The sequence below is a fragment of the Alkalicoccus saliphilus genome, assembly GCF_003044065.1.
In the GTDB taxonomy this organism is placed as follows: Bacteria; Bacillota; Bacilli; order Bacillales; family Salisediminibacteriaceae; genus Alkalicoccus; species Alkalicoccus saliphilus.
The window spans coordinates 38,647-62,283 of record NZ_PZJJ01000013.1; the positions used below are offsets into that span (position 1 = coordinate 38,647).

Consider the following 23,637-nt stretch of genomic DNA (forward strand, 5'->3'; position numbering starts at 1 on the left):
TTAAAAGGGATTAATATGTATTTATTATAAATCAAAAGACTTATGAACAAAATCTAATTTAACTAATTTTTTCAATTTAACCATGAACTTTCTTTCGGAAAATAGAGTTCTAACAAACTGTTTAGCGTTTAAGATATAAACAAAAAATGCCCCTGCAAAAAAAGGGACACTTTAAAATTGGACAAAAACATGTTGTTTTTATATTTTTATAATATTCTCATTATTTAGTTTCTCAGTCATTTCAGACTATGCAGCACTACGGATTCCAACAAGGTCCCTAAATCTATCCTCTTAAAAACACATTACACAGCACAAAGAAACCACTCTATAGCGAGCAGTTTCTTTATGTTCTTTTATACTTCTTTTTTGTTTAATCAGAAGAGCTGATTTCGGTACCATGCAGGGCAAAAAGTTGCTGCTTCAAAGCTTCATTAGTCTGCCTCTATCTTCTCCACAAGCTTCTCAAGCTCCGGGTTCATGCCTTTGACGGCTTCCCCGTTGTAGACGGTAACCGGAACCCCGAGCATGCCGTACGATTCGACTTCTTCACGGTACGTTTTGTTTTCCATAATGTCACGTACTTCAAAATCGATGCCTTTATGCTCAAGCATCTGCTTGACGAAACGGCACTCGACGCAGTCCTTCGTGGAATAAACAACAACTGACATTGCAGCACCTCCTTTTCTTCTCCAGTGTAGCGGAGAGAAAGGCACTGATCAATTGTTTGATTCTTCTTCGAGAAGTTTGTCCGGTTGTTCCAAAAGCTCGATTACTTCGTCGAGGAAAGCCGCTGCCGGGGCGCCGTCCACAGCCCGATGGTCCACGGTGAGGCTGAGCGGGAGCCGGTACTTTTCCCGGGGTTTCATTTCGTACATGGCGACGTACGGCTGAATGCGCCCGATACCGAGAATCGCGGTCTGCGGCGGGTTGATAATCGGTGTGAAAAATTCCGTCCGGTAGCCGCCGAGGCTCGTGAGCGTAAACGTCCCCCCTTCCATATCGTCTTTGGAAAGCCCTTTGTTTCTTGCGCGGGAAGCTTTCTCTGCGAGCTTTTCCTGCAGCTCCCCCGGGGAGAGGCTGTCTGTTTCCGGAACGACCGCCACCTGGAGCCCGTCTTTCGTATCGATGGCAAAACCGAGGTGAATGCTCTCTTTCAGGACAATTTCCTCTCCTTCGATGTGGGCATTTAAAAGCGGGTGGTTTTTCAGCGCGCGGGCTGCGGCAGCTGCGGTGAGCGCCGTCCAGCCGGGGTCACCGTCGAGATCTTTTTTATCCAGATCGAGGCGCGTCACGTCGGCCCAGGCGGTTTCTGTCAGCTGGGCACTTTCCTGAAGGCTCTCGACCATGCGTCTCGCGATCACGCCGCGGGTGCCGGAAAGCGGCAGACGCTTTTCTTTCTGCGTTCCTTCCCGGCGGATGTCGTCTTCCGTAATCCGTCCTTCTTTTCCGGTGCCCTGGATCGTGTCCACCTGGACGCCAAGTTCTTTGGCGAGCTTTTTCAGCTTCGGCGGAACTTTCGGGGCCGCCGGGACTTCTTTCTTCTCCGCTTTTTCCGGAGTGGTTTCTTTTTCCGTCTTCGGGCTCCCACCGGTGTCAATTACGGCAAGCACGTCCCCGACTTTCGCCGATTCCCCGCGCGGCACAGCAATTTTTTCGATCACGCCGTCTTCTTCGGCTTCAATTTCCGAGACCGCTTTTTCTGTCTGCACTTCGACGAGCGGATCGCCCTTCTGGACGCTGTCGCCTTCCGACACGAACCAGAGGACGACGAGGCTTTCGTCGATTCCCTCTTTTAATTCCGGCAGTGTGACGTTCAGCATACGGACCTCCTTCTACCCTTCCTCCAAAAGCGATTTAACTTCCTCATAGATTTTTTCTTTCCCGGGGATAACAAAGTCCTCGAGCACCGAGCTGTACGGAAGCGGTACGTCCGGTACGGCCACCCGGCGGACCGGGGCTTCCAGGTCGTACAGCGCTTCTTCGGCAGCAATCGCCGCAATTTCTGCAGTCATGCCGTAGGAAAGGTAGTCTTCGTCCACGACGAGCAGCCGTCCGGTTTTCTTCAGCGACGTTAAAATCGTGTCCTTATCGATCGGGGCGAGGGAGCGCAGGTCGATGACTTCCGCTTCAATGCCTTCTTCTGCCAGTTTTTCCGCGGCCTGCACCGCGTAATGGGTCATCATCTGAATGCCGACGATCGTCACGTCGTTTCCTTCCCGGACGACCGCTGCCTTATCGAGCGGCACGGTATACGCTTCCTCCGGTACGTTTCCGACCGCTTCGTCCAGCTGATCCATCCAGCCGAGCCCCTGCAGGGATTTGTGGAACATAAAGACGACCGGGTTGTCGTCGCGGATCGCCGACGTCATCATTCCTTTCAGATCGTACGGGGTGGACGGGGCGACAACTTTCATGCCCGGCAGGTGCGCAAAGGTCGCGTACAGCGTCTGGGAGTGCTGGGCCGCGTCGTTATAGCCGCCGCCGACCGCTGTCATGAGTACCATCGGCAGCTTCACGTTTCCTCCGGACATGTACGGAATTTTCGCCATATGGTTGTAAATCTGGTCCATACATACGCCGAAGAAGTCGACAAACATCAGCTCCGCCACCGGACGCATTCCTTCGGCGGCCGCTCCGATCGCCGCTCCGATAAATGCCGTTTCCGAAATCGGCGTATCAAGCACCCTTTCCGGTCCATAAGTTTCGATCAGCCCCTGCGTAGAGCCGAAGATTCCTCCGTACTTGCCGATGTCCTCCCCGAGCACAAATACGTTCGGATCCCGCTCCATCTCCTGGGAAATCGCCTCGGCCATCGCTTTGTTTCCGGACAGCATCCGCTTTTTTGCTGTTTCCATGCTGCATCCGCTCCTTTCCGTTTTTTTAAGAAGTAAATACGTCGCGTAGGGCATCGTCCGCCTCCGGAAACTCACTGTTTCTCGCAAATTCATACGCCTCGTCCACTTCCTGCTTGGCGGCTTTTTCCATCTTTTCGATTTCCGCGTCCTCCATGCCGCTGTCGAGCAGCTGCTTTTTAAGTTTTAAAATCGGGTCCTGCTGACGGAGGCCCGGCACTTCCTCCTTGTCCCGGTAAAGCTCCGGATCCCCCTGGAAATGACCGAGAAAGCGGTACGTTTCAATTTCAATAATCGTCGGCCCCTGGCCGTCCCGTGCTCTCGTCACCGCTTCTTCGGACGCTTTGTACATCGCCACCGGATCGTTGTCTTTCACGTACGCGCCGGCAATACCGTAGGCCCCGGCCCGCTTGTCGTTTGATTCGACCGAGGTGGAGGCTTTTTTCGGTACAGATATACCGTACGCGTTGTCTTCCACGACGACGATAAGCGGCAGGTTCCACAAGGCGGCGAGGTTCAGCGTTTCGTGGAACGCTCCGGCGTTCGCTGCTCCTTCCCCGATAAACGCGACCGCCACCGCATCGGTTCCTTTCATTCTCGCTGCCATCGCTGCGCCGGCGGCATGGGGGATACCCGCTGCGACGATGCCTCCGCACGAAAATTTCACGGCCGGGTCAAATAAATGCATATGGCCGCCCTTGCCTTTGCCGAGTCCTGTTTTCCGTCCAAAAATCTCCGCTGTCATCTTTTTCAGGTCGACGCCTTTCGCGATCGCGTGGTGGTGCGGCCGGTGCGGTGCCGTGACCGTGTCCTCCTTCGTCAGGTGTGCACACATGCCGACAGCTGCCGGTTCCTGGCCGGTGGCGAGGTGCATTTCCCCGGGTACCGTTCCTGCGCCGATATTAAAAACAGGCGCTTTCCCTTCTGAATACACTTCCACCATCTGATCCTCGTAGTAGCGGATTTTTACCATTTCACTGTACATCCACTTCATTTTTTCCAGTGGCACAGCCGTCTTTTTTTCTTCCGAAATGGACATCCTGATCCCTCCTGTTCATTTTAGTAAGCGCTTACAAAAAGAATGACAGGAAACTTTTGACAACGTACTACGACTTTATCTTACGACTGGAATGACAAAAATGTCAATATTCTGAATTTTTCTTTTTAAAGGACGGAACCGTTCTTGCTCGTGTTGATACGAAAGGCTTTATTAGTAAGGAAACCTGGGACAGTCCGCAGGCCGGTTCAACAAACAAGCTTCTGTAACACTAAAAAAAGAACAGGAAAACCGCTGTTCATACGGCTTCCTGTTCTTATTGAACCGTTCTTTTACGACGGCTGGACGAAACGATCCACCATCCACGAAAGAAGCGCGATGATTCCGGCGGCGAGAAGCATTTCCACCGCGAGCTGTCCGGCGTAAATATTCGCTCCCTGTTCGACTTCCATCTGAAGGTTCATACTGCCGTTTGTCACGTTCTGCAGCGTCTGTTCGGCGTCAAACAGCACCCCGTGGTGGAAAAGCGTTTCGTACAGGCTGCTCTGGTTGAACATCGAATACACGTACGAAAACAGGAGCGCGGAACCAAGGCCGATCACCCAGCCGATTTTTTTGACCGAGCGGGCCATCAAAATGATGAAGACGAGCCCGAGACCGAGAAACACGGCCGCGTACGTAAGAGCCAGAAGCATTAACGGAAAAAATCCTGTTAAAACATTCTGCATCACGTCGACCGATTCCCGGAACTGTGCCCCCATGCCGGACGCAAAGATGCGCATCGATAAAAATCCGACGGCGGTCAGTAAAGCGATCGAGATCACATACTGGCTGAAACCTGCGGCAAGTTTTGCTGTGACGAGCTGCCAGCCGGGAGCCGGAATATTCAGCCACGTCCACTGGGTGCGGCTCCTCCACTCGCCGTGAAACGACAGGGCCCAGAGCAGTAGCAGCAGCACGAGGTGCAGTCCGACGGCAAAGAAGCCGAGAAGCAGGGCGAGTGCGGAGCCATTAAAGGCAGCCGTCAGAATCCCTGCGTACATAAGCAGGAGGACACCTATAACGATACCAAACCTCGGCAGGCTTTCCTGCCATTCTTTTTTCCATAGTGTCATCCACATCAGCCCGTCACCTCCCGCAGCATTTCGATGAGTGATTTTCGTTCTGTTTCTTTCAGTTCCTCGACGTTCCGGTCTACAACAACCTGCCCGTCGTGCATGATCAGCACGTGATCCAGAAACGGTTCGAGCTCTTTGACTTCGTGGCTCGTAATCAGGCAGAGCTGATGCTCCACGTCGAGATGCGTCACGATCAGACGGAGAATATCCTCCCGAACGAGCGGATCCATGCCGGAGAGCGGCTCGTCGAGGCAGAGCACCGGCGTTTTCCGGGCCATCGTCACGGCAAGCTTCAGCCGGGCTTTATTTCCCCGGGACAGATGCTTCACTTTGTCTTTTTCGTTAAGCTTCATTTCCTCCACCAGTGTGTGGGCGAGCTCCCGGTCGAACCCCGGATAGACACCTGCCGAAAAAGCGATCGTTTTTCCGACCGTCATAAAATCGTAAAGGGAATCTTCCTCGGACAGGTAGGCCGCTTCCGAACCGCTTTTTCTTCCTGTTTCCGTGCCGTTAATTTTCACCGTTCCGCTGTCCGGCCGGATCAGTCCGCTGATCAGTTTTAAAAATGTCGATTTTCCGCTTCCATTCGGCCCGATGATGCCGGCAATCCCGTTTTCGGGGAGTGTCAGATCGACGCTGTGAAGTGCTTCTTTCCGGCCGTATTTTTTGGATACATTCCTGCAGCTTACGTTTGTCATGATGAGCCTCCGTTTCCGTCCCACGTGTTGTTCAGCAGCTGGAACGCTGTTTCCTTATCAATTCCGAGCTGCTCCATACTGCTTTTAAAGCGGTCCGCCTGCACGGCTGCCTGGCTTTTCCGCAGTTTTTCGATTACTTGTTTTTCCTCTGTCACAAACGTTCCCTGGCCTCTTCTGGATTCCACGATTTTTTCACGCTCCAGTTCCATATACGTTCTCGACACGGTATTCGGATTGACCCCGGCTTCCACCGCCATCGTACGGACGGACGGGAGCTTTTCACCTGGTGCGAGATCCCCCCGGCAGATCCGCTGGCTGATATGGTCCATCAGCTGCTGGTAGATCGGCTGGTAATCATTGAATTCGATATGCTTCACGTCCCTTCTCTGCTGCTTTTAACTGTTTAATCGAGCACGTCCTGGACTGTAAACCGCCAGAAGGAAATAAGAAGAAAGACGGCGGCATAAAGCGCGATGACGACAATGGACACGGCGATGGATACGCCGATCACTCCCGGGGAGCCCATAAACCGGGAAACGAGATCCGTGTGGGAAAACACCACTGCGCCGGCCCAGCTGTAATCTGCTATGAGAAATGCCGCCTGGCTCCCGGTAAAGAGGAGGACGAGCGGGATGCCGACGCCGAGCGGTGTGCTTTTAAACACGGTGCCGATCATAAAGGCAATGACGGCAAACAGCAGAAGCTCCACAAACCACAGCCCGTAAAGACCGGCTGCGTACGAGTATACAGGATGCGCCGCTATGTCCCCCATACCCGACACGATATAGTAGCCGGACGGCATGTTCCAGCCGTAAAACAGAATGCCTGCAAAAAAAGATACGATAAAAAGAAGCACGGTCACTGCCGCAGCGAAAAGAAACACAGCGGCAAGTTTTGATAAAAGAATCTGCCAGCGCGCCACCGGCCGGATCAACAGCAGTTTAATCGTCCCTGCCGCGTGCTCCCCGGCCGTGATTCCGGCAGCTGCAATGACGGTAAACATCGTCACTACGCTCATGAGACCGGCATTTTCGATGACCGGAACGAGCGTGTGCTCGTCCTCTGCCTGTGTGATTCCCTCCGCTTCAGCGTAGGCCGCTTCCGCGGCTTCCATTTCCTCCGCCGCAGGGGATGGACCAACGACGAGCGCAAACAGCGCCGTGACACCGACAGCGAGAAGAACAATCAGCGCACCCATCACCCACGTGCTTTTTTTCTTAAACAGCTTCATGCACTCATTACGTAAAAGATTCACAGCGCTTTCCCTCCTGTCATATCGAGAAATGTGTCTTCGAGCGTCCCGTTCTGACCCGGGTACAGCGCCTGTACATCCACGCCTGCCGCGACGAGCTCCCGGTTCAGCTCCGGAATCTCCTCCGCGCTTCCGGAAATAATAAACTCCGTGCCTTTTCTCTCATATTTCCGCTCCTCGAGCACCCCGGCAGCTTTATCCTTATGTGCCGTTTTCAGGACGATCTGCTGCTTTGCTTCAAGCAGTTCGGTCATCGACGCCGTCCGGATCACCTTACCGTGCTGCATTACTGCCGCCCGGTCGCAGAGCATCTGCATCTCTGACAGGAGGTGGCTGGAGACGAGAATGCTGACTCCCTCCTGTTCTGCGAGCTGCCGGAAATACTCCCGCATTTCACGGATGCCCGCCGGATCCATGCCGTTCGTCGGCTCATCAAGAATAAGAAGTCCGGGGTCGTGAAGCAGTGCCTGGGCGAGACCGAGCCGCTGACGCATCCCGAGCGAGTACGTGCCGGCTTTTTCCTGAAGACGGTGCGCGATGCCGGTTTTTTCCGCTGCTTCGGTGATTTTTGAAAGCGGGATATTTTTGTGCATCCGTGCATAGTGCCTGAGGTTATCCCATCCGCTCAGGTGGCCGTAGAGCTCCGGGTTTTCCACGACCGCACCGACACTTTCGAGCGCTTCAGCCCGGTGCTTTTTTAAATCGGATCCGAAGATGCTGACGCTTCCGGACGTCGGCCGGATCAGGCCGCACAGCATCCGGATCGTCGTCGTTTTTCCGGCGCCGTTCGGTCCGAGCAGTCCAAATACCTCCCCCGGCCGCACGAAAAGATCCACCTCTTCCACGAGCGTCTTTTTTCTGATCTGTTTCGACAAACCTGCAGCTTCCAGTACATACTCCATCCCCGTTCCTCCTTCAAATAATGTTCTAGTGTATTAACTACATAGTACACTAAGTCATTTAACGTGTAAAGCGTTTGTTTCCAGATTGTTTGTATAGAATCTAACCTGCAGAAGGACACTTTTACCCTCCTGTTGAAGCTGACTTTTTCCTTTTTTAGTCGTCGATGTTATTTACGAGCTTTCGTTTCGGTCTTTTCAAACGTTCAATAAAACAGTTCGTTACTTGAGAAGAAAAATCCATTCACTTAGAAATGTAAGTATGTACAAAAACAAAAGGCATTACTGTCTCCACGAGAGGCTTTTAGACAAATTGTTCATTATAAATCAATTCTTCTAACAAAAAGAAGAAGGAAAATCTCTCCAAATGATAAAAAGAATAAATATTTAGATTAATTTCATTTTTTTGTTTACTGAGTGTTTTCATTTCAACTTCGCCGTGCTAAAATACACAATTATCTTTCGAATTTTCAATAAATTTATTAGGAGGAAGAATTATGGTGAATTTTGATCCGCACGAATATCCTTACCCATCGAAGCGCAACGTTGTATACGGTCAAAAAGGAATGGTGGCTACTTCCCAGCCGCTGGCGGCAGAAGCAGGCATTGAAATAATGAAAAAAGGAGGAAATGCCGTTGATGCTGCTATAGCCACAGCGGCTGCTCTGACGGTGCTCGAACCGACTTCCAACGGTATCGGTTCCGATGCGTTTGCCCTCGTCTGGATAAAAGGAAAGCTGCATGGGCTGAACGCCAGCGGCTATTCTCCGGAAAACATGACAATAGACGCTGTAAAAGCAAAAGGATATGAAGCTGTACCGCAGTTCGGGATGACTCCTGTAACTGTTCCCGGTGCACCGGCTGCCTGGGCGGAGCTCGCAGATAAATTTGGGAATCTTCCGTTAACGGAAAGCCTGAAGCCTGCGATCAGCTATGCGGAGGACGGATATCCTGTCTCCCCTACGCTCGGGGCTTTTTGGAAAGAAGCAGCGGAGAAGTTTAAAACGACTTTTGAAGGCGAAGAATTTGAAGCGTGGTTTACTACTTTTGCCCCGGACGAAAAAGCACCGGAAGCAGGCAGCGTGTGGAAATCCCCTGATCATGCGGCCACGTTAAAAGAAATTGCGGAAACAAACGCGGAATCCTTCTACAGAGGACATCTGGCAGAAAAAATATCCCGCCACTTTCAGAAACATGGAGGATTTTTATCGAAACAGGACCTGGCGGATTATTCACCGGAATGGGTCGATCCGATCAAAGTGAATTACCGTGGATACGACGTCTGGGAAATTCCTCCGAATGGTCAGGGGCTGATTGCTCTTATGGGATTAAACACGTTGAAAAAGGATGATTTTTCCCATAAGGAGGCAGTCGAGACGTACCACCGTCAGATTGAAGCGATGAAGCTTGCCTACAGTGATGGACTAGCCCATATTACGGAAGAAACACATATGAAACACACGGTGGAAGAGCTTCTGTCCGATGACTTTGCTTCCCAGCGCCGGGAAATTATTGGAGAAGAGGCTCTGGATCCTTCCCCGGCAGAACCACCAAAAGGCGGGACGGTGTATCTTGCAACGGCCGATGCGGAAGGCAACATGGTTTCCTTTATTCAAAGTAATTTCATGGGATTTGGCTCGGGGATTGTCGTGCCGGAAACCGGTATTGCCATGCAGAACCGCGGTTTCACTTTTTCACTGGACGAGAGTCATGTGAATTCCCTGCAGCCCCGGAAAAAAACATTTCACACGATTATTCCTGGATTTCTTTCCCGAGGCAGTGAGCCGGTCGGTCCGTTTGGGGTGATGGGAGGATACATGCAGCCTCAGGGCCACATGCAGGTCATTATGAGTACCATTGATTTTCATTTAAATCCTCAGGCGGCACTGGATGCCCCGAGATGGCAGTGGATCAGCGGAAGAAAAATTCTCGTCGATCCTTCATTCCCAAATTATATTGCAGAAGCGTTGAGCCGCAAAGGTCATCAAATAGAACGATCGCTGACTCATGGAGGTTTCGGCCGGGGTCAGATCATATGGAGAAATCCAGACAGCGGGGTTTTAGCCGGAGGCACTGAGCCGCGTACAGACGGTCACGTGGCAGTGTGGTAATTAAAGCTTCATGCCGGTACGGCTGATAAAGCGTCTTAATAAAATATGACTTTCCACCCGGGTAATGCCTTCCAGAGAATACAGTTCTTCATTGATAAACTGTTCCAGCACGGCAAAGTCTTCCACAAGCACGTGCATGTGAAGGGTACTCGGGCCGGTCATTTGATAGCAGCTTGCCACGCGGGGGTTTTCAGCCAGATTTTCAGCTACTTCGACTAAAGCTGTCGGCTCACAGTCCACTTCAAAAAAGGCGGAAACAGCTTTTCCGACCTGTTCCGAATTGATAACAACGCTGAACTTCTCGATTACTCCTGCTTCCTGCATCTGCTGGATTCTTTCCCGGACAGACACCCTGGACATACCTACCTGCTTGGCAAGGTCCACGTAGGATATGCGGCCGTCTTCACTAAGTATATTTAACATTTTCATGTCGGTTTCGGTTAATTTCATCAAATAACACCTCAGCATTCCTTGTAGAATATGAACATCATTATAGTAAAAATTTTTTATTCCTGTCGACTAATCATAAAGGAGGAAAGTCATGGAATGGCATACGAACAAGCAGATTTTTCTCGGTTTCTTCCGGGCAGGGATTCTGGGTTATGGGGGCGGACCTGCTTCCATCCCACTTGTACATAAAGAAGTCGTCGGTAAATACAAATGGATGGATGACAATGAATTCAGTGACATTCTGGCGATGGGCAACACACTTCCCGGACCGATTATTACTAAAATGGCCGGTTACATAGGATACCGGGTGAACGGTGCCGGCGGTTTATTTACGGCGATTTTCGCTTCGGTTTTTCCGACCGTCCTGCTCATGATAATGCTGTTAGGTTTCCTGCACACTTTCATTAACGAATCAGTTATGCAGGGAATGACGGCAGCGGTGGCTCCTGTTGTGGGTGTCCTCATGACAGTTCTTGCCTACTCTTTTTTCAAACAGTCCCATAAAGGGCTCGGCTGGAAGCGGACGATTTTTATCGGTCTTCTGAGCGTGGCTGTTTATATCGTTGCCGGGGCTCATCCCGCCCTTCTTATAGGGGCTTTGATTATTTATGCTTTATTTCTTCATCCCCTGATCAAGAAAGGAGGAAACCATGCTTGAATACTGGCACCTTTTTTTAGCGTTTTTTATTCCCGGGATTGTCGGATATGGAGGGGGCCCGGCTTCTATTCCCCTGATCGAATATGAAGTCGTGCACCGGTACAGCTGGATGACAACAGAAGAATTTTCGGAACTTCTGGCATTAGGCAATACGCTTCCGGGACCCATCGCAACAAAAATGGCCGGCTATATCGGGTTTGAAGTAGGCGGAGTGCTCGGAGCCGGTATCGCTTTATCGGCAACGATCTTCCCGTCGTTACTGGCTATGCTGTTTCTGCTCGGTCTTTTGTACAAGTATCGTCATTCTCCTAAAGTAAAATACATGACGATGCTGATCCGTCCGGTCATCGGTATTCTTTTGGCCGTTCTGGCGTATCAGTTTTTCTCCACTTCGTGGATGCAGACATCAGTCTTTCAAGTCGTGTTCATTGCGCTGGCCAGTTTTATCCTTCTGGAGAGATTTAAGGTTCATCCAGCGTTTGTCATTGTAGGAGCTTTACTCTACGGGGCTGTGTTTTTGTCCTGATACAGAAAAATAACGGGAATATTTTGATTTTTCTCGCATTTTCACTGTATGTATATTATAATAACTAAACATAAAGAAGGAAAACAATATAATTTTAAAACTTTCTGTAACTAATAATTGATTTTGCTTGTTTTTTTGTAAAATTTGGTACTTAAGTTACGATCCTGGCTGCCAACAAAGCACAGGCTTGTTTTCGAAGAAGTTATCTGCTTTATTCAGCTTAATAATATTAGGGGGAGAAAAAATGAAAAGAAAAAATTCCGGACTGCTACTTTTAACAGGAGCCGCCGCAGGTACTGCTTTACTTACAGCCTGTGGAGGAGAAGAATCTATAGAGGATTACCCGAGCAGGGAAATCGAGATGGTTATTCCATGGGATCCAGGCGGTGGAAGTGACATCGAGGGAAGACTCGTAACAGAACATGTTTCTGAAACGATGGATAACGATTTTGTGGTCGTGAACCTTCCGGGAGTCGGCGGAACTGTTGGACTCGAAGAATTAACGGAAGAACCGGCAGACGGCTACACGCTTGGACAGATTCACGAAGGGCTGCTTGTGGCCCACCATTCCGACATTACGCCAATTAACTACGATGATTTTGAACCGATTGCTGCTATGTCTTCTGCTGACCAGATACTGGCAGTTTCCAGCGAAATGGACGTGGACAGCCTCGAGGAATTCGTTGAATATGGACAGAATGAAGAAATTACCTTCGGAGGGACCGTTTCCGGTATTCCGAGAATCTGGGTGGAACAGATGGCTCAGGAACTGGATATTAATTATAATATGGTCGGCTATGAGGGGCTGGCGGAAGCTATTCAAGCCCTGGCCGGTGATCACATTGATGCAGCGATCGTAGATTATCCTTCTGCAGAAAGCTTTGTCGCGGCCGGTGATATGGACTTTATTGCTATAGGAACAGATGAAAGAGTCGAGAGGCTTCCTGATATTCCAACTTTTGAAGAAGAAGGATATGATCTTACTCTTGGACTGAACCGCGGCTATGTAGCTCCGGAAGGGACACCGGAAGAAATAATTGAATACCTTGGTGAACAGTTTGAAGAAACCGCCAATGACCCTGCCTATATAGAAGCAGTAGAAAACGTCGGCGCGGAAGTTGATTTCATGGGGCCGGCTGACTATAGAGAACATCTTGACGAGCAGGATGAAATCATCAGCGGTATTATCGAAGAACTCGGTGACGAGCTGGAAGAGTAAAAGTCAATATTAGATAAAGGGGCTCTTAAAGACGATAACTTGACTCTTTAGGGAGCCCCCCTTTTTATAAGGTCAGGTTTACTTGTCGCAACTATTTGAAGGGGGAGGAAAAATGGGAGAATTATTTGTAGCAGTCATGCTTCTTCTTATGAGTATATTAATTTTCTTTCAATCCGGGGATTTTACACATCTTAATGAAAGTCAGTTAGGGCCTGGATCTTATCCGCAGCTTATTGCGATTCTGCTCGGTTCACTTTCACTCATTTTAATTATTTCCCAGAGCAGAAAACTTCTGAAAGAAACGTCCAGGGCATCCAAAGATAACTTGAAAGCCGGCTTTCAAAGCTTTTACGCGGAATATAAGCTTGTCTTGCAGATGATCGTGTTACTAGCTCTGTATATATTTCTGATTGATGTTACCGGATTTCTTATAACTACTATTCTCTTTGTAGTTATTGCAGGGCTCCTGATAGGTCCGAAAGAAAAGAAAAATCTTATCACTTTATCCATCGTCTCCGTAGTTCTTACTCTCAGTACGTATCTTTTCTTTCAAAATGTGCTGCACGTACGGTTTCCAGGAGGATTATTTTTCTAAATAGCTGAGAAGGGAGGTTGTTTCTTTGTTTGATTTATTAATACTGGGAATGAATGAAATTCTTCAGGTACACATATTATTTATTATTCTGCTTGGTGTTATCGTAGGGATCCTGGCCGGCTTAATTCCCGGTTTTACAGTAGCGATGGCTATTGTACTTACTCTCCCGCTTACTTTTGGTATGGATCCTGTTACAGGCGTAGCAGCGATGATCGGAGTGTTTGTCGGAGGGATGTCCGGGGGCCTTATCAGCGCCACCCTTCTAGGCATTCCAGGAACACCATCATCCATCGCTACCACATTCGACGCCCATCCCATGGCGAAAAAAGGCAACCCGGGAAAAGCGCTGTCCATCGGTATATGGGCTTCCTTTCTAAGTTCCATTATCAGCCTTTTTCTTCTGGTAACTATAGCCCCTCAGCTGGCCCGGTTTGCCCTCATGTTCGGACCGTGGGAAATGTTTGCCCTTATTATTCTTTCCTTAACGATTATTGCGAGCGTAACAGGGGATTCCGTCATTAAAGGGTTAATGGCCGGCCTGTTTGGGTTGATGATCGCGACAGTAGGAGCTGACCCTATTGCCGGTATATCCCGGTTCACTTTTGATTTCGGTGTGCTGCGGGCAGGAATTCCTTTCCTCGTTGTTCTTATCGGTATGTTTGCCATTTCCCGCCTGCTCGTTTTTTTAGAGAAAACAGAAATGGAAAGAGACAAAAAGGATAAACAGCAGCAGGATCTTGAAAAAGTAAAATTTGTGCTCCAGCCTATTCAGACATTAAAAATGGTTCTTAAACGACCCGGAACCCTCACCGGATCTTCGATTATCGGTTCCGTTGTCGGTGCTATTCCCGGCGCAGGGGGCAGTATTGCCAACATTATCGCTTATGACCAGGCGAAGAAATGGTCGAAAAATCCGGAAAAATTCGGTACCGGCTGTGAAGAAGGGGTAGTTGCTTCGGAAGCTGGTAATAACTCTACGGTCGGCGGCGATTTAATTCCTACCGTGGCTTTAGGAATTCCGGGTTCTGCAGTAACAGCCGTCCTTTTGTCCGCCCTCATGATACACGGCATTACACCTGGTCCTCTGCTCGTCACCGATGAACCGAACATCGTCGGAGGCATTTTCTTTGCTTTCTTTGTTGCCTCTTTCTGGATGCTGATTACCCAGTTTGCCGGCATGCGTTATTTTGTAAAAGTGACGCTTATTCCGACACATATTTTAGTTCCTGTTATTTTCGTTCTTTGCGTAGTTGGTACGTTCGTTTTGAATAACCGGACTTCCGACCTTTACATTCTTCTAGTGATGGGTCTTATCGGCTATTTATTTACAAAATATAAGTTCGCTCTGGCACCAGCTATTATCGGCGTCATTCTTGGACCGATTGCAGAAGTCAATTTAAGACGGGCTTTCATGACCAACCCGGACTGGACGTTGTTTTTAACAAGGCCGATCGCACTGACATTCTTAATTTTAACAGTTGTTTCCATTGTCTTCACTGTACTTCAGACAAGGCGTTCCAATAAAAGAGCAGCCAAAAATCTAAGCTGACAAAGATTTTATTGAATCATTCCGTCGACAGCTGCAGAAGCACCGCTCTTCCAGTATGGAGGGCGGTGTTTTTTATCCATTGCAGAAAACCGCACTGTGATGAGCAGCAAAAAAGCGTTATTGTTTCATTCTTTCTTTATAAAACAGCATACAGTTTCCGTTGCTTTTTTCATTTCCTGAGATAAACTGGAAAGTAATACAGGAAAAAGAGGAGGAAGATCATGTCCTACGTGCTGCTTATCGTTGGATTTGCATTATTAATTAAAGGAGCGGATCTTTTTGTGAAGGGAGCTTCCAGTATTGCGGCGGCTCTCCGCGTTTCTCCTCTTCTGATCGGGCTGACGATTGTTGCTTTTGGAACGAGCTCCCCGGAAGCGACGGTAAGTATTGCCGCGGCCCTTGAAGGAAGCGCGGGGGTCGCCATCGGCAACGTCATCGGAAGCAACATTTTTAATATTACGCTCGTCGTCGGTTTGACGGCGATGTTAAATCCGCTGCGAGTCGAAAGTGAAACGATCCGTAAGGAAATTCCCTTTACGATGCTCGCCGGGGTGGCACTGCTCATTCTCGTCAGTGACAGAGCGCTTCATTCCCTCAGTGAAAACGTCCTTACGAGAGGAGACGGCCTGATTCTCCTCTTGTTTTTCTCGGTATTTTTGTACTACATTTTCGAAGTCGCCAGACGCAGCAGGGAAAGTGCCGCACCGGCCGAATCCGGGGCACACGCACACTCCTGGAAAAAGAATCTGCTGCTGACAGTCGGCGGCCTGGCGGCGATAATTTTTGGCGGGGATCTCGTCGTCAACGGAGCAACCGGCATCGCGCTTTCCTTCGGCATGAGTGAAACGCTCGTCGGACTGACGATTGTCGCGGTCGGTACTTCGCTGCCGGAGCTGATTACATCGGTCACCGCAGCGATTAAAAAACAGACGGAAATCGCCATCGGAAATATTGTCGGAAGTAACATCTTTAACATTTTGTTTGTTCTTGGCTCCGCTTCCGTCATCTCCCCGCTCGTTGTCGGCAGCAAAATCTTTTTTGATATTTTCTTTATGCTTTTGATTACGGTGCTGCTGCTCGTTTTTTCGCGCACGAACTACCGCGTCGGGAAGAGGGAGGGCCTCGTACTCACTGCGGCCTACGTCGGGTACATAGTGTATATTATTATCAGGAATTAAAGGAATAGAAAAGCTTCGGACCGGCGGCGGTCCGGAGCTTTTTTTGATGGAGAGAAAAGCGAAGAGTGGAGGCGCTCGGGCGGGGGCGATTCTACCAACTTTTTCGGTATTTCTACCAATTCCCCCCTGGAATAGTTCCAAAGCAGCGGCTCATTTCTTCCAGCCTCGGCGTTTTTTCTTCCAACTTCTCCGAATACTACCACCCTCCTCCGTTTTTCTACCAACTTCCCGCGTAATTCTACCAACTTCCAGCCCGCCGGTGACCTCCGCAGAAGAAAACCGCTTCTGCGTTCTGCTTTAAAAGAGCAAAAAAGCTGCCCGCATGTATCGGACAGCTTTTTTCAGACGGAGCAGAGAGCGGAAAACTTACTTTCCGTCTCTGCGGTCCTTTTTCAGTTTTTCGACGAGTTTTTCCATTTCCTTGACGAGTTCGTCGCTGGATCCGGAATCCTCTGTGTCTTTCGTTTGAGGTTTTTCCTGTACTTCCGTACGTTCCGCTTCGAGAAGCGCTCCTTCTTCCGGTTCGTCTTCTTCGAATGCCGGAAGCATATAGGCTTCCACTTCGAACGGCTCATCGGAATCGGCCGATGGTTCTTCTGCCCGGCGCTGATCAAGATCGCGCTGGTAAACGACCTCGCCGTCCGGCGTCACGTATTTTTTGTTCATGTTTCTCGTTGTTTTATCAAAGAAGCTGTACAGCACCGGTATGACAAACAGTGTGAGCAGCGTGCTGCTGATGAGTCCGCCGATAATTACGATACCCATCGGCTGGATCAGCTCCGTGCCTTCGCCGAATCCTAAGGCGAGCGGTACGACACCAAAGATTGTCGTAAGCGCGGTAATCAGAATCGGACGGGACCGGTCCTGCACCCCGCGGACGATGGAATCAGCTGTCGGAATACCTTTTTCCTTCTGCTGGTTAATGTAGTCGACAAGCACGATCGCGTTGTTGACGACAATACCGGCAAGTACGATGATCCCGATAAATACCATCACGCTGAGCGGATTCTGCGTCACCGTTAAGGACAGCATGACCCCGATAATAAACAGCGGTACAGTAAACATGACGATTAACGGGTATTTAAACGATTCAAACTGGGCTACCATCACAAGGTAAATAAAGGCGAGCCCGAGCATGAAGGCAAGCACCATGTCGGCGATCACGTCATCGAGAAGCTCCTGATCTCCTCCGACAATAAATTCCGTGTCGGAAGCAAGATCGGCTTCGTCCACAGCGTCCTCGACGATGACTCCAGCTTCCTGGAGTGAAAGGTCTGAAGCGTAAACGACGTCAATGTCGATCGTCCGCTCCTGATCGGCCCGGTTAATCATGCCCGGTGTTTCGCCTTCTTCCGATTCCGTTACTTCCGACAGCTCGATAAAGCCGCCTTCCTGGTCCGGAATCAGAATATTGTTGAATTCTTCAATACTTCCGAGCACTTCGCCCGGGTAGCGGACGATGACAGGCAGTGCATTGTCCTCTTCCAGCTCCAGCGTGCCGGCGTTCACTCCTCCGGTCGCATCCGACACGGCGGCGCCAATCTGGGAAGGTGCCATACCTTCGTCCGCTGCGGCATCCCGGTCCACAATGACCTGCAGTTCAGGTGCCGTGTCATCTTCCGAAGAATCCACCTGACGCACGTCGGTTTCGTCCTCCAGAAGATCGATCACTTCCTCCGCTCCTTCCACAAGACGCTCATCGTCATCATCCTGCAGGCTGAAGGAGTAGGTGTTTGGATCCCCGCCGAACCCGGCCTGGGCAAACGCGGCAACGTTAATTTCCGCGTCATTGTCCGCTGCTTCGATGTCTCCTTCAATGTCTTCAATAAATTCAAACGAGGTGACGTCCCGGTCCGGGGCATCGACCATGGTGACGATGATTTCTCCGATGTGGCTGGATGTGGTCATGCCGCCTTCCACGGCCGAACTTCCGGCCGTACTCAAGTACGTATCCACTTCGGCGTAGTCATCAAGTTCCTCTTCGATCGCTTCCATCGTTTCCTGTGTTCTTGCAAGAAGCGTTCCTTCTTCATGCTCCACTTCCACGAGGAACGTACCTTCGTCGGAATCCGGGAGAAAATCGACCCCGGTCGTCATCAGGCCGAGCACCCCGGCAGCAAGCGTCGCAAGGGTAATGAGAAGCACAGCGACGCGGTGCTTGAGCGTCCACCATGAAGCGGCGGCAAGCCGCTTCATGTACGGCTTTTCTTTCCGCTTCGCTTCCACGTCTTCTTCCGGCGCTGTTAAAATACGGCTTGCGATCATCGGTACGATCGTTACAGCCGAGAACAGCGAGGCCAATAAACTGAAGGCGACGGTAATCGCGAGCGGGGCAAACAGATCCCCGACGATTCCGGTAACGAAAACGATCGGCAGGAACACCGAAGCGGTCGTCAGTGTCGACGCAGTGATCGCCCCGGCGACTTCCCTCGTGCCGTCCGCTGCCGCCTGCCGCGGCTTTTTGCCCATGGACAGGTGGCGGTAAATATTTTCAATAACAACGACGGCGTTATCGACGAGCATCCCGATACCGAGAGCGAGTCCACCAATTGTCATAATGTTTAAACTGATATTCGTAAAGAAAAACAGGGCAAACGTCGTAATAACAGAAAACGGTATCGCAATTCCGATAATGAGCGGCGTTTTCAAGTTTCTCAGGAAGGCGAAAAGAAGCACCATCGCGAGAATCCCCCCGCCGATCAGAGAGAGCATGACGCTGCTGATCGCTTCATCGATAAACTCTCCTTCGTCATAAAGCAAAGCCGTTGTCAGATCTTCAAATTCGTCCTCTTCCAGCTGGGCGTCCAGTTCGTCCCGGACTTTGTCGGCGGTCGCGGACGTATCGGCTTCTGTCTCAAACATGACGTCGAGCTGAATCGAGTCGTCCTGGTTCAGTCTTGTAATAACGTCCCGGTCTTCTTCCGTGAGCGCCGCATCAGCCGCGTCACCGACCGTAATCGTTTCTTCTGTCTCCGGATTTTCCACCACTTCGATGTCTTCAAGTTCTTCGATGGAAGAAATTTCACTCAGAAGACGCGTCGTGATCGTTTCTTCCTCTTCTTCGTCCACAATCGTACCGCCCGGCATCGACATGTCGCTTCCCTGGATCGCATCGACAATATCCTGCTGGGTGAGGCCGTTGTCTTCGAGCGTGTCGAGGTCGAGTACGACTTCGTACTCTTCATCGATCGTTCCGGATTCATCCACGGAAGCTACGCCTTCCACACGTTCCATTTCCCGCTGCAGGTCCGACACATCATCCTGAAAATCGGTGATGTCGTCCTCCTGGGACGAAACGGCGAGCTGCATGCTCGGGAACATTGACGGGTCAAACTTCAAAAAATTCGGCTGGCCGGCATCATCCGGAAGCTCCGTCTGGTTGATCGTCGTAATAATATCGTTTTCCACGTCTTCAATCGACGTATCGAACGAAAACTCCATAATGACGATCGACGATCCTTCCTGCGTCTGGGAGGTGAGCTGGTTCAGCCCGGAAATGTTGGACAGATCATCCTCCAGGGGCTCCGTGACGTCGTTAAGCACTTCATTCGGCCCGGCACCCGGATAGTTTGTGACAACCGCTGCCGCCGGCGCCTCCACGTCCGGCAGAAGCTGTACCGGAAGCCTTGTGAGCGACACGGTACCTAAAAGCAGCAGTACTGCCATAATTACAATTGTAAACTTCGGTCGTTTAATCGAAAAATCCCATATCCTCATCTATTCGTAACCGCTCCTTCTCGTCTATGTATACCCAACAACGTGTTGTACTTGATACAAGTTACCATGAATCACTTCTTCGCTTCAATCAACAATGATACCCTGTTTGTTCGGTATAAAATTTCTGTTTTACTACGTTTACTTTATCCAACAACGTGTTGTATACTGGTTACGATACCTTCCCGCCGTCCGGCGGTCAATATATATGACTTACGAGGAGGAAGACCTATGGGACGACGCCCTGTGCCCGAGGAAACAAAGCAGACACTTCTGGATCATTTCTGGAAAATTTACTGCGAAAAACCAATTGAAAAAATAACGGTCCGGGAAATTACCGACGCCGCCGGCTTCAACCGGGGAACGTTTTACGTCTATTTCACGGACGTGTATAATGCGCTGCAGGCCATTGAAGATTCGATTCTCCCCGGGGAGGAACAGTTCGAGGAAATGATCAAAGACCACCATAAAGGACTTGACCGGCATCAAAGCCTGGAGGAATTCATGGACTTTTACGAGCAGCACGGCGAGAAGCTCCAGGTACTGCTCGGACCGAACGGGGACCCGACGTTTGTTTCCCGGATCAAGGAGCGGGTCCGGAGGCTCCTTATCCCCCACAGCAGCGAGCTGCACAAACTGAATGAAAAAGACCGCATGAAGTTTGAATACATGGTGGAAGCAGAAATTTCTTCAAGGCTCGGTATTTTTACTCTCTGGTTCAGCCGGGGAAAGGACCTTCCGCTCGAAGACCTGCATCAACTCGTGTACGATATGGAGCAGAAAGGCTCCCACCAGGTCGGACAGGAAATGCTACACCGGAACGATTTCAGGTAACGCATAAAAAAGCTTCCCGGGATACCACCGGGAAGCTTTTTTTGACGTTGTTTAAGACATTTTCGCTTCTTTTTTCAGACGAAGCTGAAGGGTTTTTTCGGTGCTTTCGTGAATTTCGCGGATCATGTCCGGATGTTCTGAAAGTTGCAGGCCGTAGGAAGGAATCATTTCCTTCAGCTTCGGCGTCCACTCTTCGATACGATCCGGGAAGCAGCGCTCCATCACATCAAGCATGACCGATACCGCCGTCGAGGCTCCCGGGGAAGCTCCGAGAAGCGCTGCGATCGAGCCGTCGGCCGCACTGATAACTTCTGTACCGAACTGCAGCGTGCCTTTTCCTTTATCCGTATCCTTTATCACCTGCACCCGCTGTCCGGAAACAACCACTCTCCAGTCGTCACTTTCCGCCGTCGGAACAAACTCCCGCAGCGCTTCCATGCGCTGTTCTTTAGAAAGCATGACCTGACCGATCAAATACTTTGTAAGCGGGATATTTTTCAGGCCGGCAGCGGACATCGTGAGCAGATTATTCGCCCGCACGGACGTTAATAAATCAAGGTTTGAACCTGTTTTTAAAAACTTCGGAGAAAAGCCGGCGAACGGTCCGAAAAAGAGCGTTTCCTTTCCTTCCATAAAGCGCGTATCGAGATGCGGCACGGACATCGGCGGCGCACCGACCGGCGCCTTGCCGTACACTTTGCCGTAGTGCTGTTCCACAACGTCCGGCTTGTCACAGACGAGGAACATGCCGCTGACCGGGAAGCCTCCGACACCTTTTCCTTCCGGAATACCGGATTTCTGCAGAAGGTGGAGACTGCCTCCGCCCCCGCCGACAAATACAAAGTCGGCCGTGTGGGTTTCAAGCCTGTCTTCCTGATCGTTCTGTATTTTCAGTTCCCAGCTGCCGTCTTCCCGCTGCTTCAGATCTTCCACGGAATGGCGGTAGTTCACTGTCACATCGGTGCTTTCAAGGTGGTCAAACAGCTTGCGTGTAAGCGCCCCGAAGTTAACGTCGGTTCCGACTTCCATGCGGGTTGCCGCAATCGGCTCGCTGACCGTGCGCCCTTTCATCATGAGAGGAATCCATTTTTCCAGCTGTTCCGGATCGTCGGTGAACTCCATTCCTTCAAACAGCGCCGTCTGCGAGAGCGCTTCCAAACGCTTTTTAAGAAAATCAACGTTGGCTGCGCCCTGCACGAAACTCATGTGCGGAAGCGGCACGATGAAGTCACGCGGGGTTTTCATCAGGCCTTTATTTACAAGATACGACCAGAACTGAAGCGATACCTGGAACTGTTCATTCACCTTCACGGCTTTGGCAGTATCCACCGTCCCATCAGGCTTTTCGTTCGTATAGTTCAGCTCGCAGAGGGCCGCATGCCCTGTTCCGGCATTGTTCCACTCGTTGGAACTTTCCTCACCGGAGCTTTTAAGTTTTTCGAATACGGTAATGTCCCAGTCCGGGGCCAATTCCTTCAGCATGGACCCTAATGTTGCACTCATTACTCCGGCACCAATTAAGATAACGTTATGTTTTGTCTGTGTGCTAGTCATATTTACCGTCCTTATCTTCTGAGATTTTCAGAAAGGATGCAGACGCACTGAATCAGCCCGCCCTGCAGGCCGGGAACTGCATCTTTTCTGAGCAGTTGTAACCTGTTACTAGTGTATCACTGTACAACACAGAATAAAATATTTACTTCCTATTATATAATAGATGAGAATTAATTAACAGACTGATACAGGACTTATGTATTATAAAAGATAAATTTTCTCCTTTTATGAGGGTATTTATACCTTTGTTCCGCCGGGAATTCAGCTGTTCATTTAAGAGTAATTTCCGCCGTTTATTTCCTGTTTAAGCGGGAATGATAAAAAGTGGAGCCTTTTTCAGCCGGAAAGGCAGGAAAACGCTTTATTAACTGGCTGAAAGTGGTAAAATTGTCTGTAGTAAGCGGTCAAAATACATCTACAAAGGAGTGGAAGTATGAACGACAAGCATTTGGATATTATGAAAAACAAAGACGGATTTGTGGCAGCACTGGACCAGAGCGGGGGCAGTACACCGAAAGCACTTGCAGCGTATGGTGTGTCTGAAGACGCGTACTCCGGTGAAAAAGAGATGTTTGATATGGTGCATGAGATGAGAACGCGCATTATTACGTCCCCTGCTTTCAATTCCGAGCAGATTCTCGGCGCGATTCTGTTTGAGCAGACGATGGACCGTCACATTGAAGGCAAGTATACCGGTGACTATCTGGCGGACAAAGGCATCGTGCCATTTCTGAAAGTGGATAAAGGGCTTGCCGGCGAGGAAAACGGCGTGCAGCTCATGAAGCCGATCCACGATCTCGATGAAACGCTCCAGCGCGCAAACGACCGTCACATTTTCGGTACGAAGATGCGCTCTGTTGTAAACGAGCCGAACAAAGACGGCATTAAGGAAGTTGTCCAGCAGCAGTTCGATGTCGCCAAGCAGATTCTCGACGCAGATCTGATGCCGATCATTGAGCCGGAAGTAAGCATTAACAGCAAAAACAAGGAAGAGTGCGAGGATATTCTGAAAGAAGAGATTCTCAATCACTTAAATAACCTCGGCGATCGGAAGGTCATGCTGAAGCTGACGATCCCAACGAAAGCGAATCTTTACAAGGAGCTTATCGATCATGATAACGTGCTCCGCGTTGTGGCGCTTTCCGGCGGCTATTCCATCAAGGAGGCTAACGAAAAGCTGAAGGAAAATCACGGCCTGATCGCAAGCTTCTCGCGTGCGCTCGTCGGTGACCTGCGTGCGGATCAGTCGGACGAAGAGTTCAACAAAAAGCTTCAGGAAGCTGTCGATGATATTTACGACGCTTCGGTGAATAAGAAATAAATGACGTTGGAAGACGAAAACCCCCGGAGTAGGAAAAAACGCTCCGGGGGTTTTTATTGGAATTATGTTCGGCAGACTGCACTTTCGGAAGACGCTTTCTGGACGGCTCGTT

Annotated in this window: 21 protein-coding genes; 9 read left to right on the forward strand and 12 right to left on the reverse strand. The window is 50.1% G+C overall.

The window, feature by feature from the left end; all coding sequences use genetic code 11:
- Positions 1-431: 431 nt before the first annotated feature.
- From C6Y45_RS09315 to C6Y45_RS09355, 9 genes are all read right to left on the reverse strand, one after another.
- The gene (locus C6Y45_RS09315) at positions 432-668 is read right to left on the reverse strand and encodes a glutaredoxin family protein (protein ID WP_107584956.1); all 237 of its coding nucleotides are present in this window, start codon (positions 666-668) and stop codon (positions 432-434) included.
- A gap of 48 nt (positions 669-716) precedes the next feature.
- A complete protein-coding gene (locus C6Y45_RS09320; protein WP_107584957.1) occupies positions 717-1,820 on the reverse strand; it encodes a dihydrolipoamide acetyltransferase family protein in 1,104 nt (367 codons plus the stop codon).
- A 12-nt stretch (positions 1,821-1,832) separates the two neighbouring features.
- Positions 1,833-2,855 (reverse strand): alpha-ketoacid dehydrogenase subunit beta, encoded by a 1,023-nt coding sequence (locus tag C6Y45_RS09325; RefSeq protein WP_107584989.1) that lies wholly within the window; start codon positions 2,853-2,855, stop codon positions 1,833-1,835.
- A gap of 25 nt (positions 2,856-2,880) precedes the next feature.
- Positions 2,881-3,891, reverse strand: a complete 1,011-nt coding sequence (locus C6Y45_RS09330) for a thiamine pyrophosphate-dependent dehydrogenase E1 component subunit alpha (protein WP_107584958.1) — start codon at positions 3,889-3,891, stop codon at positions 2,881-2,883.
- 290 nt (positions 3,892-4,181) lie between these two features.
- Complete coding sequence (locus C6Y45_RS09335; RefSeq protein ID WP_107584959.1) at positions 4,182-4,970, reverse strand: hypothetical protein; 789 nt, start codon at positions 4,968-4,970, stop codon at positions 4,182-4,184.
- A complete protein-coding gene (locus C6Y45_RS09340) occupies positions 4,970-5,665 on the reverse strand; it encodes an ABC transporter ATP-binding protein (RefSeq protein WP_107584960.1) in 696 nt (231 codons plus the stop codon). The genes C6Y45_RS09335 and C6Y45_RS09340 overlap by 1 nt, the downstream gene beginning before the upstream one ends.
- Positions 5,662-6,042: a GntR family transcriptional regulator gene (locus tag C6Y45_RS09345; protein ID WP_425427864.1), complete on the reverse strand. Its 381-nt coding sequence runs from the start codon at positions 6,040-6,042 to the stop codon at positions 5,662-5,664. Before C6Y45_RS09345 ends, C6Y45_RS09340 begins: the two co-directional genes overlap by 4 nt.
- 26 nt (positions 6,043-6,068) lie before the next feature.
- Positions 6,069-6,920: an ABC transporter permease subunit gene (locus tag C6Y45_RS09350; RefSeq protein WP_107584961.1), complete on the reverse strand. Its 852-nt coding sequence runs from the start codon at positions 6,918-6,920 to the stop codon at positions 6,069-6,071.
- On the reverse strand, positions 6,917-7,819 hold the full coding sequence (locus C6Y45_RS09355; RefSeq protein ID WP_107584962.1) for an ABC transporter ATP-binding protein: 903 nt from the start codon (positions 7,817-7,819) through the stop codon (positions 6,917-6,919). Before C6Y45_RS09355 ends, C6Y45_RS09350 begins: the two co-directional genes overlap by 4 nt.
- A gap of 494 nt (positions 7,820-8,313) precedes the next feature.
- Here C6Y45_RS09355 and C6Y45_RS09360 point away from each other — a divergent pair, with 494 nt between their 5' ends.
- Positions 8,314-9,927 carry a gamma-glutamyltransferase family protein gene (locus C6Y45_RS09360; protein ID WP_107584963.1) on the forward strand — a complete coding sequence of 538 codons (1,614 nt, stop codon included), beginning with the start codon at positions 8,314-8,316 and terminating at the stop codon, positions 9,925-9,927.
- Here the strand turns inward: C6Y45_RS09360 and C6Y45_RS09365 are convergent, their stop codons facing one another.
- A complete protein-coding gene (locus C6Y45_RS09365) occupies positions 9,928-10,377 on the reverse strand; it encodes an Lrp/AsnC family transcriptional regulator (RefSeq protein ID WP_107584964.1) in 450 nt (149 codons plus the stop codon).
- 91 nt (positions 10,378-10,468) lie between these two features.
- Between C6Y45_RS09365 and C6Y45_RS09370 the strand changes: the two genes are divergently transcribed.
- From C6Y45_RS09370 to C6Y45_RS09395, 6 genes are all read left to right on the forward strand, one after another.
- On the forward strand, positions 10,469-11,035 hold the full coding sequence (locus C6Y45_RS09370) for a chromate transporter (RefSeq protein ID WP_107584965.1): 567 nt from the start codon (positions 10,469-10,471) through the stop codon (positions 11,033-11,035).
- The gene (locus tag C6Y45_RS09375; protein WP_107584966.1) at positions 11,028-11,561 is read left to right on the forward strand and encodes a chromate transporter; all 534 of its coding nucleotides are present in this window, start codon (positions 11,028-11,030) and stop codon (positions 11,559-11,561) included. Before C6Y45_RS09370 ends, C6Y45_RS09375 begins: the two co-directional genes overlap by 8 nt.
- A gap of 244 nt (positions 11,562-11,805) precedes the next feature.
- The gene (locus C6Y45_RS09380) at positions 11,806-12,780 is read left to right on the forward strand and encodes a Bug family tripartite tricarboxylate transporter substrate binding protein (protein ID WP_107584967.1); all 975 of its coding nucleotides are present in this window, start codon (positions 11,806-11,808) and stop codon (positions 12,778-12,780) included.
- Between the two features lie 112 nt (positions 12,781-12,892).
- Positions 12,893-13,375, forward strand: coding sequence for a tripartite tricarboxylate transporter TctB family protein (locus C6Y45_RS09385; protein WP_107584968.1), 483 nt, complete (start codon positions 12,893-12,895; stop codon positions 13,373-13,375).
- A gap of 25 nt (positions 13,376-13,400) precedes the next feature.
- On the forward strand, positions 13,401-14,924 hold the full coding sequence (locus tag C6Y45_RS09390; RefSeq protein WP_342752438.1) for a tripartite tricarboxylate transporter permease: 1,524 nt from the start codon (positions 13,401-13,403) through the stop codon (positions 14,922-14,924).
- 221 nt (positions 14,925-15,145) lie between these two features.
- Positions 15,146-16,102, forward strand: a complete 957-nt coding sequence (locus C6Y45_RS09395; protein ID WP_107584969.1) for a calcium/sodium antiporter — start codon at positions 15,146-15,148, stop codon at positions 16,100-16,102.
- A 366-nt stretch (positions 16,103-16,468) separates the two neighbouring features.
- Here C6Y45_RS09395 and C6Y45_RS09405 read toward each other — a convergent pair whose 3' ends face one another.
- The gene (locus tag C6Y45_RS09405) at positions 16,469-19,819 is read right to left on the reverse strand and encodes an efflux RND transporter permease subunit (RefSeq protein WP_107584971.1); all 3,351 of its coding nucleotides are present in this window, start codon (positions 19,817-19,819) and stop codon (positions 16,469-16,471) included.
- Positions 19,820-20,047: 228 nt separating this feature from the next.
- Here C6Y45_RS09405 and C6Y45_RS09410 point away from each other — a divergent pair, with 228 nt between their 5' ends.
- Positions 20,048-20,650 (forward strand): TetR/AcrR family transcriptional regulator, encoded by a 603-nt coding sequence (locus tag C6Y45_RS09410; protein ID WP_160058270.1) that lies wholly within the window; start codon positions 20,048-20,050, stop codon positions 20,648-20,650.
- Between the two features lie 51 nt (positions 20,651-20,701).
- Here the strand turns inward: C6Y45_RS09410 and C6Y45_RS09415 are convergent, their stop codons facing one another.
- Positions 20,702-22,204 (reverse strand): malate:quinone oxidoreductase, encoded by a 1,503-nt coding sequence (locus tag C6Y45_RS09415; RefSeq protein WP_107584973.1) that lies wholly within the window; start codon positions 22,202-22,204, stop codon positions 20,702-20,704.
- Between the two features lie 433 nt (positions 22,205-22,637).
- On the opposite strand from C6Y45_RS09415, the gene C6Y45_RS09420 reads away from it, so the two are divergent.
- Entirely contained in the window at positions 22,638-23,525 is an 888-nt protein-coding gene (locus tag C6Y45_RS09420; protein ID WP_107584974.1) for a fructose bisphosphate aldolase, read from the forward strand.
- Positions 23,526-23,637: the final 112 nt, after the last annotated feature.